Annotated in this window: 15 protein-coding genes; 13 read left to right on the top strand and 2 right to left on the bottom strand. The window is 63.7% G+C overall.

Annotated elements, in window-relative coordinates:
- The first annotated feature begins 24 nt into the window (after window positions 1-24).
- On the top strand, window positions 25-816 hold the full coding sequence (locus ABID26_RS15155; protein WP_126099487.1) for a GGDEF domain-containing protein: 792 nt from the start codon (window positions 25-27) through the stop codon (window positions 814-816).
- Between the two features lie 161 nt (window positions 817-977).
- On the opposite strand, the gene ABID26_RS15150 is transcribed toward ABID26_RS15155, so the two are convergent.
- Window positions 978-2,807 (bottom strand): ATP-binding protein, encoded by a 1,830-nt coding sequence (locus ABID26_RS15150; RefSeq protein WP_126099488.1) that lies wholly within the window; start codon window positions 2,805-2,807, stop codon window positions 978-980.
- Between the two features lie 153 nt (window positions 2,808-2,960).
- Between ABID26_RS15150 and ABID26_RS15145 the strand changes: the two genes are divergently transcribed.
- From ABID26_RS15145 to ABID26_RS15135, 3 genes are read left to right on the top strand one after another with little or no spacing between them, the layout of a single operon-like run.
- Window positions 2,961-3,527, top strand: a complete 567-nt coding sequence (locus ABID26_RS15145) for a helix-turn-helix domain-containing protein (RefSeq protein ID WP_126099489.1) — start codon at window positions 2,961-2,963, stop codon at window positions 3,525-3,527.
- A gap of 4 nt (window positions 3,528-3,531) precedes the next feature.
- The gene (locus tag ABID26_RS15140) at window positions 3,532-3,840 is read left to right on the top strand and encodes a hypothetical protein (protein ID WP_126099490.1); all 309 of its coding nucleotides are present in this window, start codon (window positions 3,532-3,534) and stop codon (window positions 3,838-3,840) included.
- Between the two features lie 37 nt (window positions 3,841-3,877).
- Window positions 3,878-4,405, top strand: coding sequence for a GNAT family N-acetyltransferase (locus ABID26_RS15135; RefSeq protein ID WP_126099491.1), 528 nt, complete (start codon window positions 3,878-3,880; stop codon window positions 4,403-4,405).
- 97 nt (window positions 4,406-4,502) lie between these two features.
- On the opposite strand, the gene ABID26_RS15130 is transcribed toward ABID26_RS15135, so the two are convergent.
- Window positions 4,503-6,311: an NAD(P)/FAD-dependent oxidoreductase gene (locus tag ABID26_RS15130; protein WP_292343439.1), complete on the bottom strand. Its 1,809-nt coding sequence runs from the start codon at window positions 6,309-6,311 to the stop codon at window positions 4,503-4,505.
- A gap of 379 nt (window positions 6,312-6,690) precedes the next feature.
- On the opposite strand from ABID26_RS15130, the gene ABID26_RS15125 reads away from it, so the two are divergent.
- The 9 genes from ABID26_RS15125 to ABID26_RS15085 all read left to right on the top strand — a co-directional run bounded on the left by ABID26_RS15125 (window position 6,691) and on the right by ABID26_RS15085 (window position 17,537).
- Window positions 6,691-8,472 (top strand): acetolactate synthase 3 large subunit, encoded by a 1,782-nt coding sequence (locus ABID26_RS15125; protein WP_126099493.1) that lies wholly within the window; start codon window positions 6,691-6,693, stop codon window positions 8,470-8,472.
- Window positions 8,473-8,550: 78 nt separating this feature from the next.
- A complete protein-coding gene (gene ilvN / locus ABID26_RS15120) occupies window positions 8,551-9,123 on the top strand; it encodes an acetolactate synthase small subunit (RefSeq protein WP_059185300.1) in 573 nt (190 codons plus the stop codon).
- A gap of 119 nt (window positions 9,124-9,242) precedes the next feature.
- Entirely contained in the window at window positions 9,243-9,839 is a 597-nt protein-coding gene (locus ABID26_RS15115; protein ID WP_292298655.1) for a LysE family translocator, read from the top strand.
- A 215-nt stretch (window positions 9,840-10,054) separates the two neighbouring features.
- Entirely contained in the window at window positions 10,055-11,332 is a 1,278-nt protein-coding gene (locus ABID26_RS15110) for an efflux RND transporter periplasmic adaptor subunit (RefSeq protein ID WP_292298658.1), read from the top strand.
- Window positions 11,329-14,487 (top strand): efflux RND transporter permease subunit, encoded by a 3,159-nt coding sequence (locus ABID26_RS15105; protein WP_292298660.1) that lies wholly within the window; start codon window positions 11,329-11,331, stop codon window positions 14,485-14,487. Before ABID26_RS15110 ends, ABID26_RS15105 begins: the two co-directional genes overlap by 4 nt.
- Window positions 14,488-14,671: 184 nt before the next feature.
- Window positions 14,672-15,277 carry a nitrile hydratase subunit alpha gene (nthA, locus tag ABID26_RS15100; RefSeq protein WP_292298662.1) on the top strand — a complete coding sequence of 202 codons (606 nt, stop codon included), beginning with the start codon at window positions 14,672-14,674 and terminating at the stop codon, window positions 15,275-15,277.
- Window positions 15,274-15,933, top strand: a complete 660-nt coding sequence (gene nthB / locus ABID26_RS15095; protein ID WP_292298664.1) for a nitrile hydratase subunit beta — start codon at window positions 15,274-15,276, stop codon at window positions 15,931-15,933. Before nthA ends, nthB begins: the two co-directional genes overlap by 4 nt.
- Entirely contained in the window at window positions 15,902-16,270 is a 369-nt protein-coding gene (locus ABID26_RS15090) for a nitrile hydratase accessory protein (RefSeq protein ID WP_435528576.1), read from the top strand. The genes nthB and ABID26_RS15090 overlap by 32 nt, the downstream gene beginning before the upstream one ends.
- A 139-nt stretch (window positions 16,271-16,409) precedes the next feature.
- Entirely contained in the window at window positions 16,410-17,537 is a 1,128-nt protein-coding gene (locus ABID26_RS15085) for an ATP-dependent DNA helicase (protein ID WP_292298668.1), read from the top strand.
- The last annotated feature ends 1 nt before the right edge of the window (window position 17,538 follow it).

Raw genomic sequence — 17,538 nt, 5'->3', positions numbered from 1 at the left:
TGGGTCGTGGTCCCGCGGGGAGTTATGCGTTTTCACAAGGCGGAATCCGCATTCTTTGTCTTCATTTTCGTGATCCTGGCCGCGGGCCTGGTGACCTTCCACGCCTATGGCCAATTGCAGGACATCGCGACCGACCTCGACACCGCGTCGCGACTCCAAAGGATCATCTATCTCAACAAATTGCTATTCCTGACCGGTGCGCTGCTCGCCGCCGCCTTGTTCTTCGGGACCTTCTTCATCTACCCGCTGATCCGCGGCCAGGTGAGGGAAGAGGGCAAGCTGCGCGCCATGACGGTTTCGCTGAGCGCCCGCTCGCAAACGCTCGAGCAGGCGGCTCTCACCGACGGCCTGACCGGCATGCAGAACCGTCGCTACTTCGACGATGCGCTGCGGGAGTATCTCGACGAGTTCGGCCGCATCGACAAGCCGGTGGGGCTGATGATCCTCGACCTCGATCATTTCAAGCAGGTCAACGATACACATGGACACGATGTCGGTGATGAGGTCCTGCGGGCCGTCGCACAATGCGTGCGGGGCATGACACGCTATCACGACGTGGTGGCGCGGCTTGGCGGCGAGGAGTTTGCCGTGGTCACCCCCAACATGGACGCGGAGCTGCTCGCCCGGTTCGCCGAGCGCATCCGCAAGGCTATCGCCAGCATGTCGATCCTGTCGGGCAATGTGCGGCTGAAGGTGACCACCAGCGTCGGCCTGGCCGTCTGGGACCGCAAGGAGAGCGCGGAGGACTTCTATCGCCGCGCCGATCGCCAGCTCTACGAGGCGAAGAAGCAAGGCCGCAACCGCGTCTGCGCCTAAAATTCCGAAGATGAATTCATGAGGCCGGCCGCATGCCACCGTTTGCTGCGCTTCCGGTGCTCACGGACTGAATGTCCGCTCCGGTTCTCGCAAACGGCACCATCCGGCTCAGCCTGATGAATTCTCTTTTGGAATTTGGCAGTGCCTGCGCCGTTGCCCGATCAGTCGTTCTGCTGGCGCATGCCGAAGGTCGAGGGCTTCAGGCCGTAGCGCAGGTCGAAATCGTCGTCCGGCTGCACGCGGGGCGTGGGCGGCTTGCGGTAGTCGGGATCACCGGCCTGGCGACCGGTGTCGACCACCTCGGCGAAAGCCATGGCCTGCTGCGGTTTCGGCACGTTGCGCAGCCGCTCGACGATGCCGGCGAGGTCGACATCGTCGCCGGCTTCCGCGGGCATGGTCTGCTCGCGCTTGGCCGTTCCCGGGATGAATTCACGCGACAGCTTCTCGAATTTGAGCCGCATGGTCGTCGCCACGCCTTCACCGAAGGCGATCGCCTCGCGCTGGCCCATCGAAGACAGGAAGGCCAGCGTCGAGGCCGAGGAATCGGCGATCGCCGAGCGGATGATCGCCTGGTCCTGCTCGTTGGCGAGCCGCATGGCGAAGAAGGTCGAGCATTGCGACAGGATGGTCGGATCGAGCTCGCCCGGACGCTGGGTGACGACGCCGAGATAGCAGCCATATTTGCGGCCTTCCTTGGCGATGCGCGACAAAGCGTGCCTGGTCGGCGCGAAGCCGAGCCGCGGATCGGCCGGCATGTAGCGATGCGCCTCCTCGCAGAGCAGGAGCAGCCGCAGCCGGCCCTCGCTCCATAGGGCAAGATCGAAGGCGAGGCGCGCCAGCACCGAGCAGACGGAGTTGACGACCTCTGACGGCATGCCCGCCATCTCGAAACAGGTTACCGGACGCCCGTGGTTCGGCACGCGGAAGATGTTGCCGATCGTCTCGTGGATGGTGTCCTCGATCAGCCGCGAATTGAACATGAAGCGGTAGCGCGGGTCGGAGGCAGCTGATTCGATGCGCGTCCTCAGCGACTTCAGGGTCGGCCGGTCGTTCTTGCTTTCCAGGAGACCCATGCGCTCGTCGATCTGCTTGAGGAGATCGGCGATGCGGTAAGGCACCGGCGTGTCCGCCGTCAGCGCGTCGCTGCCGCGCCTGATGTAGCTGCCGGAACTAGGGTTGCGGTAGAGGTTCTTGGCGGCTGGGATGAGGTCGCGCAGGACGTCGACTTCCTCCGGCTCGGTCTCGCGTCCGCGAAACAGAACTTCGGCGAATTCGTCCAGCCTGAACATCCAGAACGGCAGGTCGAGCGTCTTGGAATCGACCTTCACGCAATATTCCGGAAGCGAGGCCGCAAACTCGTTGTGGGGATCGAGGATCAGCACGCGCAGATCCGGCCGCGCCTCGATCGATTTGCGCAAAAGCAGCGAGACTGCCGTGGACTTGCCGACGCCCGTCGTGCCGACAATGGCGAAATGGCGCGCCAGCGTGTCGTCGATGGCGATGTTGGCATCGATCGCCTCGTCCTGGGACAGCGTGCCGATGGTGATCGAGTGGCGGCCGGCGAGATCGTAAACAGCCTGCAGGTCACGGCTGCGGATGCGGTGGGCAATGGCGCCGATATGCGGATAGGTGGTGATGCCGCGGTCGAAGACCGGCTTGGCGCCAGGCTCGGCACCGTCGCGCACCTCGCCGATCAGTTCGATGCTGACCTCGATTGCGTTCTGACCCTCGTTGCTCCAGGCACGGTCAGACTTGCCGATCGCATAGACAAGGCCAACCGTGCGCGTCGCGCCAAGGTTGATGGAGATCATCTTGCCGACCGTCCACAGGCCGGTGACCGTGCCTTCGGCATCCTCGGCATAGGCGCTGATGGTGGCACGCGCGCCGTCGCACTGCACGACGTTGCCCAGAATGCGCTTGTCGTTTTGTTGGATGTTGCGGCGCTCCTGCGAGGTCGGTTCCCCAACGGAGGCTTCGCGTTCAACAAACATCGGTGACTCTGATCCCATTCCCCTGAGCGTCGACCCTATCGGATTGGAGTTAAAGTCGCGTGAGGTCGGATGGTGTAGAGCCTGTTAAGCCGGCCGGGAAAATTCGATCGAAAAGCCTCTTTCGTCGCGTTGAGATTTCGATATATTGGAAAAATGGCTGATATATCGAACGACATCACATCCACCATCGGCAGGCGGATACGCTCCGAGCGGGATTTGCGGGGATGGTCGCTGGGCGAACTGGCCGACCGGTCGGCTGTTTCCAAGGCGATGCTGAGCGCCATGGAGCGCGGCATGACAAGCCCGACCGCGGCGCTCCTGGTGCGCGTTGCGTCCGCCTTCGGCATGACGCTGTCGACGCTGATCGCCCGCGCCGAAATGCAGGGCGGCGGCGTTTCCCGCAAGGACGAGCAGCCGGTCTGGCGAGATCCTGCGACCGGTTATGTAAGACGCCATCTGTCGCCGGCCTCGCAAATGCCGCTCGAACTGATCCGGGTCAGTCTGCCGGCCGGCGCAAAGGTGAGTTTCCCAGCAGCGTCCTATGCCTTCATCAAGCAGCAGATCTGGCTGATCGGCGGTCGCCTCGACTTCACGGAAGGCGATGTTGTGCACAAGCTCGAACCAGGCGACTGCCTGGCGCTCGGCGCGCCGTCGGATTGCATCTTCCATGCGCCAGGACCGGAAGCCGCCGAGTATCTGGTGGCGCTGGCCAGGGGCTGATCGCATGGCGCGCCGACTGAGACGCTCGCACAATCGCGGGCCGCCTCTCGACGATTACGAAGGCCCGCCATGGGGCAAGGGCGGCGCCTACATCTTCCTTGCCTGGCGCGACGCCCATGACAAGGCCTGGAAGGCGCCGAGCCAGACCATCATGCTGATGCGGCTGGAGCGGGCCGAGCGGCTTGGCCTCACCTACGAGGAATACACGCTCGAGATCCTGGAGCGCGGGCGGCACCTCAGCGAGGACGACGCCGAGCGCATCGCGGAAATCCGCCGGGCGCGCCGCCGAAGACGGACCAGTCATTTCGAATGACCGCGGCTCGACACCTCACCACCTGGAGAATACCGACATGAACTCCCTTGAAATCCGGGCGTTGAGCAACGACGCGAAAACCCGCGGGATGCTGGCCGGTCTGCTGATCGAGACGGTCGCCGCCGGCGGATCGGTGAGCTTCTTGCATCCGCTGTCGCCCGATGCGGCCCATGCGTTCTGGCGCAAATCGCTGGATGCCGCCGCACGTGGAGAAAGGGCGGTGCTCGGCGCATGGGATGGCGAGACGCTTGTCGGCACCGTCACGCTGCTTCTCGATTGCCCGCCCAACCAGCCGCACCGTGCCGAGATCGCCAAGCTGATGACTCGCCTCGACTATCGCGGCAAAGGCACCGCGACCGGCCTGATGCGAGCCGCCGAGGACTTTGCCGTCGAGAAGGGACGTACCCTGCTGGTGCTGGACACCGCGCGCGAGGAGGGGGCTGCCGGGCTTTACCAAAAACTCGGCTTCACGCTGACCGGCGAGATCCCGGACTATGCGCTCAGGCCGCATGGCGGCCTTACCGGCACGCTCATCTACTGGAAGCGGATAGGCAAAGATCGATAGCCATCAAGTCGCGACAATATGGGCCTGCCCGAAGCTCAAGGCAGGATAGATGGAAGCCCGCGGCCGGGCTTCCACCCTGTGTGGAAAGCGTCCGGCCTCAAGCCCGGTGGTAGACCTCCTGCAATCCGTAAACGGGCGTCGGCACGCCGACCTGCCTGGCCTTCAGCTGCAGCGACAGATACTGCGAGTAGTGGCGCGACTGGTGCAGGTTGCCGCCGTGGAACCACAGCGCTTCCTGCTGCGTCGGCTTCCACATGTTGCGCTGCTCGCCTTCCCACGGGCCGGGATCCTTGGTGGTGTTGGAGCCGAGACCCCAGACCTTGCCGACCTTGTCCGCCACTTCCTGTGAGATGAGGTCGGCGGCCCATCCGTTCATCGAGCCGTAGCCGGTGGCGTAGATCACCAGATCGGCCGGCAGTTCGGTGCCGTCGACGAATTTCACAGCGGTTTCGGTGAGTTCCTGCACTCCAGCACCTGGACCGCTTTTGAGCTTGATCGAGCCGTCGATGACGAGGTCGCACGCGCCGACGTCGATGTAATAGCCGGAGCCGCGGCGCAGATACTTCATGAACAGACCCGAATCGTCATCGCCCCAATCGAGCATGAAGCCGGCCTTTTCCAGATCCGCGTAGAACTTGGCGTCGCGCTCCTTCATCTGCTGGTAGAGCGGAATCTGGAACTCGTGCAGGATGCGGTAGGGCAGGGAGGCGAAGATCATGTCCGCCTTTCGGGTCGTCATGCCGTTCTCGACCGCCTGCTCGGAATAGAGGGCGCCGAGGCCGATATCCATCAGCGTGTCGGACCTGACGATGTGCGTGGACGAGCGCTGAACCATGGTCACGTCCACGCCTGCTTCCCACAGCGCCGCGCAGATGTCGTGCGCGGAGTTGTTGGAGCCGATGACGACAACCTTCTTGCCGCGGTATTTGTCCGGGCCGGGATGGGTCGAGGAATGCTGCTGCTCGCCCTTGAAAATGTCCTGGCCCTTGTATTTCGGCCAGTTCGCCTTGCCGGACATGCCAGTCGCCAGCACCAGCTGCTTCGGCTTGAGCACGATCTCCCTGCCGTCCCGCTCTACGACGACGGTCCATTCCTTGGCCTTCTCGTCATATGCGGCGGATTTCGCGGTGGTGGAGCTCCAATAATTCAGCTCCATTACCTTGGTGTACATCTCCAGCCAGTCGCCGATCTTGTCCTTCGGCGCAAAGACCGGCCAGTTCTTCGGAAAGTCGATATAGGGCAGGTGATCGTACCAGACCGGATCGTGCAGGCAGAGCGACTTGTAGCGTTTGCGCCAGGAGTCGCCTGGACGCTCGTTCTTCTCGACGATGATGGTCGGCACGCCGAGCTGCTTCAGCCGAGCACCAAGGGCAATCCCGCCCTGGCCGCCGCCGATGATGACGACATAGGGCTGCCGAGTGTTGCCGAGTTCGGCGATTTCATCTTCGCGCTCCTCGCGCCATGTCTTGCGGCCCTTGCCGTGGCCATGCTTGGCGCCGAGCGGGCGGGTGAAGCCCGCCTTCTCCTCGTGGCCTTTCAACTCGGCGATGGTGGTCAGCAGAGTCCAGATCAGGTCGCCCTTAAACCGCACAAGGCCAAAGCCGCGCGCCACGCCGGTCTCGAAAGTGACCCAGGCCGTTGTGATGCCGCCGTCCTCCGTGGCTTCCTCGCCTTCGGCCACCGTCCAGCCGGTCGGTTTGATGTCGGCCAGCATCGCCTGCAGCATGTCGCGGACCTGGCCGCGTCCCTCCATCGTCTTCAGGTTCCAGGTGAACGTGACGAGGTCGCGCCAGTAGCAGTCCTCCTGGAAGCAGTTGACGGCAGCATCGATGTCGCCGGCCTCCAGCGCCTTGCCGAATTTATCGAGCAGCGCCTGCGCCTTGGTGGTGGGTGTCCTCTCGAGCATCAGTTTCCTCCGGGTTTGGATCGCTTCTTGGGTGAGCGCGCCGCCGGATTGGGTTTCCGGCACCCGCAAAGTATTTCGGCAAAAGCTGCGAGGCGTCACGCCCTCCAATAGTTTGGCGCGTTTTCAATGGCTTGAACCGGCAAGGGGCCCAGAGGTGTCATTTTTGCCGTTGACAGGCTGCCGTACCCGCCTCTAGTGTCCGCGGCCATGAAAACAGCACTCATTCTCGTAGGCTGGCGCGTGGGCAAGGCGGTGTAACCGCCGGGCGAAAACCTCCCATGCGCATCCCACAGGCTCCCTCGGGGGCCTTTTTTATTGCCCAAAACCCAACTAAACGACCAGCAAATCGCCAGACGGCGGACAGTACGGGACCAGACCGATGAGCAACGGACAGAACGAGCGGCGCGAAATGACAGGTGCCGAAATGGTGGTGCAGGCGCTGAAGGACAACGGCGTCAAGCATGTCTTCGGCTATCCGGGCGGCGCCGTTCTCCCGATCTACGATGAAATTTTCCAACAAGACGAGGTCGAGCACATCCTGGTCAGGCACGAGCAGGGCGCCGGCCATGCCGCCGAAGGCTACGCCCGCTCGACCGGCAAGGCCGGCGTTCTCCTGGTGACGTCCGGCCCCGGCGCCACCAATGCGGTGACGCCGCTGCAGGACGCACTGATGGATTCCATTCCGCTGGTGTGTCTCACCGGCCAGGTGCCGACCTCGCTGATCGGCTCCGACGCGTTCCAGGAATGCGACACGGTCGGCATCACGCGGCCCTGCACAAAGCACAATTGGCTGGTGAAGGACGTCAACGATCTCGCCGCCACGATCCATGAGGCGTTCCATGTGGCGACCACCGGGCGGCCCGGTCCGGTCGTGGTCGACATTCCGAAGGACGTGCAGTTCGCCAAGGGCATCTACGTGCCGCCGCAGACGGCGCCGCGCACCAGCTACCAGCCGAAGGTCCAGGGCGATCTGGAGAAGGTGAAGGCTGCCGTCGAGCTGATGGCTGGCGCCAAGAAGCCGATCATCTACAGCGGCGGCGGTGTCATCAATTCCGGCCCGGAGGCGAGCCATCTGCTGCGCGAACTGGTCGATCTCACCGGCTTCCCGATCACCTCGACGCTGATGGGCCTCGGCGCTTATCCGGCTTCGGGCAAGAACTGGGTCGGCATGCTGGGCATGCACGGGACCTATGAAGCCAACATGGCCATGCATGACTGCGACGTGATGCTCTGCATCGGCGCGCGTTTCGACGACCGCATCACCGGCCGGCTCAACGCGTTTTCGCCGAATTCGAAGAAGATCCACATCGATATTGACCCGTCCTCCATCAACAAGAACGTCCATACGGACGTGCCGATCCTGGGCGATGTCGGTCGCGTGCTGGAGGATCTGGTGCGGCTGTGGCGGGCGACCGCCAAGGCCGACAAGAAGGCGCTCTATCCGTGGTGGGAGCAGATCGCGAAATGGCGCGCGCGGGATTCGCTCGCCTACAAGATGAACAACGACGTGATCATGCCGCAATACGCCATCCAGCGGCTCTATGCGCTGACCAAGGACCTCGACACCTACATCACCACCGAGGTTGGCCAGCACCAGATGTGGGCGGCGCAGCACTATCATTTCGACAAGCCGAACCGCTGGATGACGTCGGGCGGGTTGGGCACCATGGGCTACGGGCTGCCGGCCGCGCTCGGTGTGCAGATCGCGCATCCGGATGCGCTGGTCATCGACATTGCAGGCGATGCTTCCGTGCAGATGACGATGCAGGAGATGAGCTCGGCGGTGCAGTACGAGGCGCCGATCAAGATCTTCATCCTCAACAACCAGTATATGGGCATGGTGCGGCAGTGGCAGCAGCTGCTGCACGGCAACCGGCTGTCGCATTCCTACACCGAGGCGATGCCTGATTTCGTCAAGCTGGCGGAAGCCTATGGCGGCCACGGCATCCGCTGCGACAAGCCGGACGAACTGGACGACGCGATCAAGGAAATGATCTCGGTCAAGAAGCCGGTGCTGTTCGACTGCCGCGTGGCGACTTTAGCCAACTGCTTCCCGATGATCCCTTCCGGCAAGGCGCATAACGAGATGCTCCTGCCGGACGAGGCGACCGACGAGGCGGTGGCCAACGCCATCGACGCCAAGGGCAGGGAACTGGTGTAGCCGCTGGCGGCGATTTGCGGCTGGAAGCCGTGTGGAAACAGAGTTTTAGATCAAGAGTTTGAAATCGAGATTTACGTCATGAACGCACAGCTTCAGCCGACCGGCTCCGCCTATTTCATCGCCAAGGAAACCGAGAAGCCGGAAACGCACACGCTTTCCGTGCTGGTCGACAACGAACCGGGCGTGCTTGCCCGCGTCATCGGCCTTTTCTCGGGACGCGGCTACAACATCGAGAGCCTTACCGTCTCCGAGACCGAGCACGAGAAGCATCTGTCGCGCATCACCATCGTGACGCGCGGCACGCCGCATGTGCTCGAACAGATCAAACACCAGCTCGAGCGCATCGTGCCGGTGCACCGCGTGGTCGATTTGACCGTCCGCTCGCACGAGCTTGGCCAGGAGCGGCCGCTGGAGCGCGAGCTGGCGCTGGTCAAGGTCGCCGGAACCGGCGACGCCCGGGTCGAGGCGCTGCGGCTCGCAGACGCGTTCCGCGCCAGCGTCATCGACGCCAACACCGAGCATTTCATCTTCGAGATCACCGGCAAGGGTTCGAAGCTCGATCAGTTCATCGCCATCATGAAGCCGCTCGGCCTGGTCGAGATCTGCCGCACCGGTGTGGCGGCGATGAACCGCGGCCCGCAGGGCATGTGAGCCCGGCGAGCATCGCTCGCACCGTCTCAATCTTCTCTCTGGTCCGGCAGTCGCCCGTCGGTGGCTTTTGCGTGTCCGCCAAAAAAGGACAATAAGACTGACATATCTGGGAGGATAACATGTCGCTCGACGCATTCCTTGCCCTGTTGGTCTATGCCCTCGTGACTTCGATCACGCCGGGGCCGAACAACCTCATGCTGCTCGCCTCAGGCGTCAATTTCGGCATCGTCAGGACGGTTCCGCACATGCTGGGCATCAGCATCGGCTTTCTGGTCCTGCTGCTGGCCGTCGGCTTCGGGCTCGGCGCGGTGCTGACGGCGGTTCCGACGCTGCACACGGCGCTGAAGATCGCCGGCGCCGCCTATCTGCTCTACCTCGCCTGGAAGATCGCCATGTCGCGCTCGATGAGCGACAGAAAAGGAGCGGAGGCGCGGCCGATGCGCTTCATCGACGCCGCGGCGTTCCAATGGGTCAATCCCAAGGCCTGGGTGATGGCGATCACCGCCATGGCCGTCTATACCAACCCCGACCACCCCTTCGTCTCGGTGGCGTTGATCTCGATCGCCTTCACCATCGTCAACCTGCCCAGCGTCTCCGTCTGGGCCGGGTTCGGCACGGCGCTGCGCGGCTTCCTGTCGGATCCCGTGCGCCTGAAATGGTTCAACATCGCCATGGGTGTGCTGCTGGCGGCGACGCTCTGGCCGATGCTCCGCTAAGGTCATTTTCAACCTGATGCGAGGGGCCGGCACGGCACGTTAGCTGGCTGCACAGCGATTGTGCAGTGCACATTAAATCTTCGTAATGGCGCGTTTTGGCCCTTTTCCGCCAAAGCCTTGCCCTATCTATTCGGCGAAAATCGCGGCAAGGCGCCGTGAATCGAGCTAGAATAAGACCACCGGGTTCGGCGTGTCTGGTAGAGGGCATGGTGTCGATGCGCGGAAAAATCGCTCTTGCAGTCGTTGCGCTGGCCTGCCTGGCAGGTGGCGGCCTCTACTTTTCGCCTGCGATCTTGGGCAAGGTCCAGCAATTAATTTCGGGCCAGCAGGCCGGCGCGGCCAGTGCGGACAAGACGGCAAAGGCATCGGACAATCCGAAGGGCGGCGGCAGTGGCGGCGCGCGTTCGGCCTCGATCCTTTCTGCAACCGCGACGACCGCCGATTTTCCGATCCGCCGCTACGCCATCGGCTTCGTCTCCTCGCCATCGGTGGTCAGCGTGAATGCCCGTGTCTCCAGCCAGATCGTGTCGATCGCCGTCAAGGACGGCCAGATGGTCAAGGCCGGCGATCTTCTCTTCTCGCTCGATGACCGCGCGCTGAAAGCCCAACTCGCCAAGGACCAGGCGACGCTCGTCAAGGACCAGGCGATGCTGGTCAGCGCCGCGGCCGACCTCCAGCGCGCCAAGGACCTCGTCGCCAAGCAGGCCGGCACGCAGCAGACCTACGATCAGGCGCTGGCGGCGCAAAAGGCTGCTGCCGCGACCATTGACGCCGACAAGGCGACGATCGATTCCGACACCGTGCAGTTGAGCTATGCGACCATCACCGCGCCGATCTCCGGCAGGCTGGGAGCGGTCAACGTATCAGTCGGCGATCTCGTCACCACCAGCAACGGCAACTCAAGCAGCACGACGCCGCTTGTCACCATCACGCAGATGGACCCGCTGCAGGTGAATTTCACTTTGCCGGAGAGCAATCTGGCGCTGCTGCACAAGGCGCTGGCGAACCCGCAGCAGGGCGCCGTCACCTTGATCAAGGACGGCGACCCGACGCCGATCGGCAAGGGCACGCTCGACTTCGTCGATTCCAGCGTCGACACCGCATCCGGCACCATCGCCACACGGGCGAGCATACCGAATTCCGATCTTTCGCTTTGGCCCGGCCAGTATGTGAACGTCGTGCTCGACGCCGGAACGATGCCGCAAATGACGTCGGTCCCGACGGTCGCTGTGCAGCCCAGCCAGAAGGGCTCCTTCGTCTATGTGGTCAAGCCCGACAACACCGTCGAGATGCGGCCGGTCGAGGTCGCGCTGACGGAGGGCGAAAACAGCGCCATCAGCCAGGGGCTGAAGAGCGGTGAAAAGGTCGTCGTCGAAGGCCAGACCAGGCTGAAGGACGGCGCCGCCGTCCACGAAGGCAAGGCCGCCGGCAACGGCGGTCAGGTCGCCCCCAAGGTCGCGGAAGCCGACAAGGCGGGCCAGGCGCGGCCATGATCTCCGAATTCTGCATACGCAGGCCCGTCGCCACGCTGCTGATGTCGTTCGCCCTCGTATTGGGCGGTATCTTTGCCTACAAGTTCCTGCCGGTGGCGGCGCTGCCGAGCGCCGAATTCCCGGTGGTCAACGTCTCAGCCCAGCTGCCCGGCGCTTCGCCGGAAACCATGGCGACGTCGGTGGCGACACCGCTGATCAAGCAGTTCTCCACCATCGCCGGCATCGATTCGATCTCGACCACAAACTCGCTCGGCCAGACCTCGATCGCCATCCAGTTCGTGCTCAACCGGGACATCGACGCGGCGGCTGCGGACGTGCAGGCCGCGATCGCGCGCACGCAAAGATCGCTGCCGCCGGAGATGACCGCGCCGCCGAGTTATCGAAAGGTCAATCCGGCCGACGCGCCGATCCTGCTGATGTCGCTGGTCAGCGACACGGTTCCGCTGACCGACCTCGACGCATTCGCCGAGAACGTCATCTCGCCATCGCTGTCGACCATCGACGGCGTGGCGCAGGTGTCGATCTTCGGCCAGCAGAAATATGCGGTGCGTATCCAGATCGATCCGACCGCGCTCGCCGCGCGCGGCATCTCGATCGATCAGCTGCAGGCGGCCATCGCGTCGGCCAACAGCAACACACCGCTCGGCGTGCTGCAGAACAACAAGCAGCAGCTCACCATCACCGCCAATACCCAGCTCGACAACGCCGCCGGGTTCTCCGACCTGATCATCGCCACCAAGAATGGCCACCCGGTGCGGCTGGGCGAGGTGACGCGCGTCGTCGATTCGGTGCAGACCACGACCACCGCAAGTTGGTACGATGGTACCCGCGCGATCATCATGGCCGTGCAGCGCCAGCCTGATGCCAACACCGTCGACGTCGTCGACAAGGTCAAGGCGATGCTGCCGTCCTTCCAGGACCAGATGCCGGGCGCCGCCAGCATCAAGCTGCTCAACGACCGCTCGACCTCGATCCGCCAGGCCGTCGACGACGTGCAGTTCACGCTGTTGTTGACCATCGCCCTGGTGGTGATGGTGATCTTCGTATTCCTGCGCAGGGTAACGGCGACGATCATCCCGGCGGTGGCGGTGCCGATCTCGCTGATCGCCACGCTCGGCGCGATGTTCCTGTTCGGCTTCTCGATCGACAACATCTCGCTGATGGGATTGACGCTTGCGGTCGGCCTGGTCGTCGACGATGCGATCGTCATGCTCGAAAACATCTTCCGCCACATGGAGGAGGACGGGCTGTCGGCCTTCGACGCTTCGCTCAAGGGTGCGCGCGAGATCGGCTTCACCATCATCTCGATCTCGATCTCGCTAGTGGCGGTGTTCATCCCCGTGCTTCTGATGGGTGGCGTCATCGGCCGCATCTTCAACGAATTCGCCGTCGTGGTGACGGTCGCCATACTGGCCTCCATGTTCGTGTCGCTGACGCTGACGCCGATGCTGTGCTCGCGGCTGCTGTCGGTGACCAAGGCCGACCGCGAGGCGCATAGCGAAGGCCACGGCCATGACCTCTTCACGCGCGGCTACAACTGGCTGCTCAGCTTCTGCCTGCGGCACACCTTCTTCGTGTTCCTCGTCTTCATCGGCACGGCCGCGGCGTCGGTCTGGCTGATCCAAGCCTCGCCGAAGGGCTTCTTCCCGCAGGAGGACATCGGCCAGATTTCGGTGACGACGATGGCCCGGCAGGACATCTCCTTCGACGCCATGGTGAAGCTGCAGGGCCAGGTGGCGAACGTCTTCGCGCATTCGCCTTACGTTGCGCATGTGGCCTGGTCGGCCGGTAGCGGCAACAACGCGCTGAACCAGGGCCAGCTCTACGTGCAGCTGAAGGCCAAGGATCAGAGGCCCAACATCGAGAAGGTGCTTTCGGACCTGCGGCGGCAGCTGGCGGGCGTCGCGGGCATCGAGACCTATATGCAGCCGGTGCAGAATCTGCGGCTCGGCTCGCGCTCGTCCGCCAGCGCCTACCAGCTCGTGGTCCAGGGCCTCGATACCGGCCAGACCGATATCTGGGCGCAGAAGCTCGATGACGCGATGGCGGCGGACCACACGACCTTTACCGACGTCACCAGCGATCTGCAGAACAATGCCCTGCAGGCGAGCCTGGTCGTCGACCGCGACAAGGCCGCTCAGCTCGGTATCGACACCAGCACGCTGCGCTCGGCCCTCTATGGCGGTTTCGGCACCGATCAGGTCTCAACCATTTTTGGCTCGGCCGACAGCTATGAAGTCATCACAGAGCTCGACCCGAAGATTGCATGGTCGCCCGAGCGGATGCTGGCCATCCAGGTGAGGACGGCGAGCGGCAGCCTCGTGCCGCTCGGCGCTTTCGCCCATGTCGATCGCACGGCAGGCGCGCTGACCGTCAACCAACTCGGCCAGTTGCCGGCGGTGACGATCTCCTACAACCTGCCGCAGGGCGTGTCGCTCGGCGACACCGTGACACGCATCGACCAGTTGAAAGAGCAGATCGGCATGCCGAAGGCGATCTCGACCAGCTTCGCCGGCACCGCCAAGACCTTCCAGGATTCGCTCGCCAACCAGGGCCTGCTGATCGGCGGCGCGATCCTGACGATCTACATCGTGCTCGGCATGCTCTATGAGAGCTTCATCCATCCGCTCACCATCCTCACCGGCCTGCCGTCGGCGGTGCTGGGCGCGGTGCTGGCGCTGCGCTTCGCCGGCATGGACCTCTCGGTCATCGCGGTGATCGGCATCCTGATGCTGATCGGCATCGTCAAGAAGAACGGCATCATGATGGTCGACGTAGCGCTGGAGCTCAGGCGACAGGGCATGTCAGCCAAAGATTCTATCCATAAAGCCTGCCTGATGCGCTTCCGGCCGATCATGATGACGACGCTGGCAGCGCTGATGGGCACGTTCCCGATCGCGCTCGGCACCGGCGCCAGCGCCGAACTGCGCCAGCCGCTCGGCGTCGCCGTGGTCGGCGGCCTGCTCGCCTCGCAGGCGCTCACGCTGTTCGTCACGCCTGTGATTTACGTCTACTTCGAAAACTTCTCCGGCTGGCTGCTCGGCTTCTCGTCGAAGAAGAGCCGGCCGGCGTTGCACGCGGTCGAGCCTGCCGATCAGCCCTCGCTGTTCGATTCCGAGGAAGAAGCCGAACCGAAAAAGGTGGCCGCCGAATAGAGCATGATCCCGAAAAGTTGCAGACTTTTCGGAGAAGATCATGCTTCAAGACAAAGAGCATGATTCCGAAAAGTTGCAGACTTTTCGGAGAAGACCGTGCTTCAAAAACAAAAATCCAGGCCGCCGCCGCTTGGCCCAAGGTCTCGTGCTTGCGGCATCGTGCCGGCGATCCTAGTCTGGTGTGATGTCCCACGATCATGACCACGACAACGAGCTCGATCCGTTTGCGGCGCGCGTGCGCGCGCTGGAGACGATCCTCACCGAAAAAGGCCTGATCGACCCGACGGCCATCGACGTCATCGTCGACACCTACGAGACGAAGGTCGGTCCGCGCAACGGCGCTCGAGTGGTGGCGAAGGCCTGGAACGATCCGGCTTATGCCGAGTGGCTGAAACGCGACGCGACGGCGGCGATCGGATCGCTCGGCTATACCGGCCGCCAGGGCGAGCACATGCAGGCCGTCTTCAACACCAAGGACACGCACAACCTGATCGTCTGCACGCTCTGCTCCTGCTATCCGTGGTCGGTGCTCGGCCTGCCGCCGGTCTGGTACAAGGCGCCGCCCTACCGCTCACGCGCGGTGATCGACCCTCGCGGCGTGCTCCAGGAATTCGGACTGACGCTGCCGGCGGACAAGAATATCCGCGTCTGGGATTCGACCGCCGAGCTTCGCTACCTGGTGGTGCCGATGCGACCGAAAGGCACCGAGGGCTGGAGCGAGGAGCAGCTCGCCGGCCTGGTCAGCCGCGACGCGATGATCGGCACGGCGCTGGCGAAGGAGCCTGAATGAACGGGCCGCAGGATCTCGGCGGGCAGATGGGTTTCGGACCGGTCGCGCCCGAAATGGACGAGCCCTATTTCCACGCCGAGTGGGAGAAGCGCGCGCTCGGCGTGACGCTTGCCGCCGGCGCCATGGGCGCCTGGAACATCGACGAGAGCCGGCATGCGCGGGAATCCCTGCATCCGGCCGACTATTACGCGTCGAGCTACTATCAGATCTGGATCAAGGCGCTGGAAGTGCTTCTGAAGCGCCATGGCTTCATCACGCAGAGCGACCTCACGGCCGGCAAAGCGGTTGATCCGGCGGCGACACCCAAGCGCTTGCTGAAGGCGGCGGACGTGCCGGCCGTGCTCGCCAAGGGTGGGCCGTGCGACCGGCCGGTCGCCGCGCCGGCACGCTTCCGGACGGGCGACCGGGTACGGACTAAGAATTTCAACCCCACCGGCCACACGCGCCTGCCGCGCTATGCGCGCGGCAAGAACGGGACGATCGAGGCCGTGCGCGACGGCTTCGTCTTTCCCGACAGCAATGCGCATGGCAAGGGCGAGAACCCGCAATGGGTCTACACCGTGGTCTTCGATGGGGCCGAGATTTGGGGCGAGGGCGCCGACCCGACGCTTGCTGTCTCGATCGATGCCTGGGAGAGCTATCTTGAGCCAGCCTGAGGGCGAAGTTCCAGCCATTTTCGATGAACCGGTGTTCGCCGAGCCATGGCAGGCGGAGGCTTTCGCCATGACGGTCGCGCTGCACGACAAGGGCCTGTTCTCGTGGAGCGAATGGGCGGAGGTCCTGTCCGCAGAGGTGAAGCAGCCGGACGCCGCGAGCGACGGCCACGACTATTACGAGCACTGGCTTGCGGCGCTGGAAAAGCTGCTGTTGTCAAAGGGTGTTGCCGGCAAAGGCGAGGTCGATGCGCTCGCGGCCGCCTGGGAGCGTGCCGCGCATGCCACCCCGCACGGCAAGCCGATCCTGCTGGAGAACGATCCTGGATCCGGCCGGTAGCTCAGGGTTTTGTTCCCTTTACGTTCCTGCGTCCGCCTGATAGCGTGCCAAGCCTGTAGTAAATGAGATCGTCACCGGCGAGGCTGGCGATGGGACGGCCAATCTTGTATTTCGCTCGCGAATCCGGTCTGTCGCGCTGATGGAATTCTCTCCCCAACAGGACGAGGCTTTGAAGGCGGTCGGCCGCTGGCTGAAGGACGGCCGGCCGCAGGTCTTTCGCCTGTTCGGCTATGCCGGCACCGGCAAGACGACGCTGGCGCGCTATTTCGCCGAACATGTCGACGGGCAGGTGCAGTTCGCAGCCTTCACCGGCAAGGCGGCGCAGGTGCTGCGCTCGAAGGGAGCGACCAACGCCCGCACCATCCATTCGCTGATCTACCGGCCGCGCGGCGAGGAATCGGTCGAGGACGAGGTGACCGGCAAGACCTCGATGTCGCCGACCTTCGCGCTCAACCGGCAAAGCCCGATCGCCCGCGCCAAGCTGGTCGTGATCGACGAATGCTCGATGGTCGACGAGCAGCTTGGCCGCGACCTGATGAGTTTTGGGACGCCGATCCTGGTGCTTGGCGATCCGGCCCAGCTGCCGCCAATCTCGGGCGGCGGCTTCTTCACCGAGCATGAGCCTGATGTGCTGTTGACCGAGATCCACCGCCAGGCGCGCGACAATCCGATCATCCGCCTCGCCCTCGACGTGCGCGAGGGCCGCGAATTCATGCATGGCGACTACGGCACGGCGCAGGTGATCGGCAGGGAAGGCGTCAACCAGGAACTCGTGCTGAAGGCCGACCAGGTGCTGGTCGGCACCAACCGCACCCGGCGGCGCTATAACCAGCGCCTGCGCGAACTCAAAGGGTTCAATGCCGACTATCCGCAGGCCGGCGACAAGCTGGTTTGCCTACGCAACGATCCGGCCAAGGGGCTGCTCAACGGCTCGCTCTGGAAGGTGATGACCTCGTCGCGGGAGACGGTTAAGCCCGGCATCAACCTCTTGGTCTCGCCGGAAGAGGACGATCCCGACCGCGGCGTCGCCAAGATCAAGCTGCTGAAGGCGGCGTTCGAGGATCCGGACGCCGAGATTCCGTGGCAGCAGAAGAAGCGTTTCGACGATTTCGACTATGGCTATGCGCTGACGGTACACAAGGCGCAAGGTTCGCAGTGGAACGACGTCGTGCTGTTCGACGAGAGCTGGGCGTTCAAGGAGACGCGGCAGCGCTGGCTCTACACCGCCATCACCCGCGCGGCCGAGCGGCTGACGATCGTGCGCTAGT

Source organism: Mesorhizobium shonense (assembly GCF_040545255.1).
Classification (GTDB): Bacteria; Pseudomonadota; Alphaproteobacteria; order Rhizobiales; family Rhizobiaceae; genus Mesorhizobium; species Mesorhizobium shonense.
The sequence above is the reverse complement of the archived record's forward strand: the minus strand, read 5'-3'. Positions and strand labels throughout refer to the sequence as shown.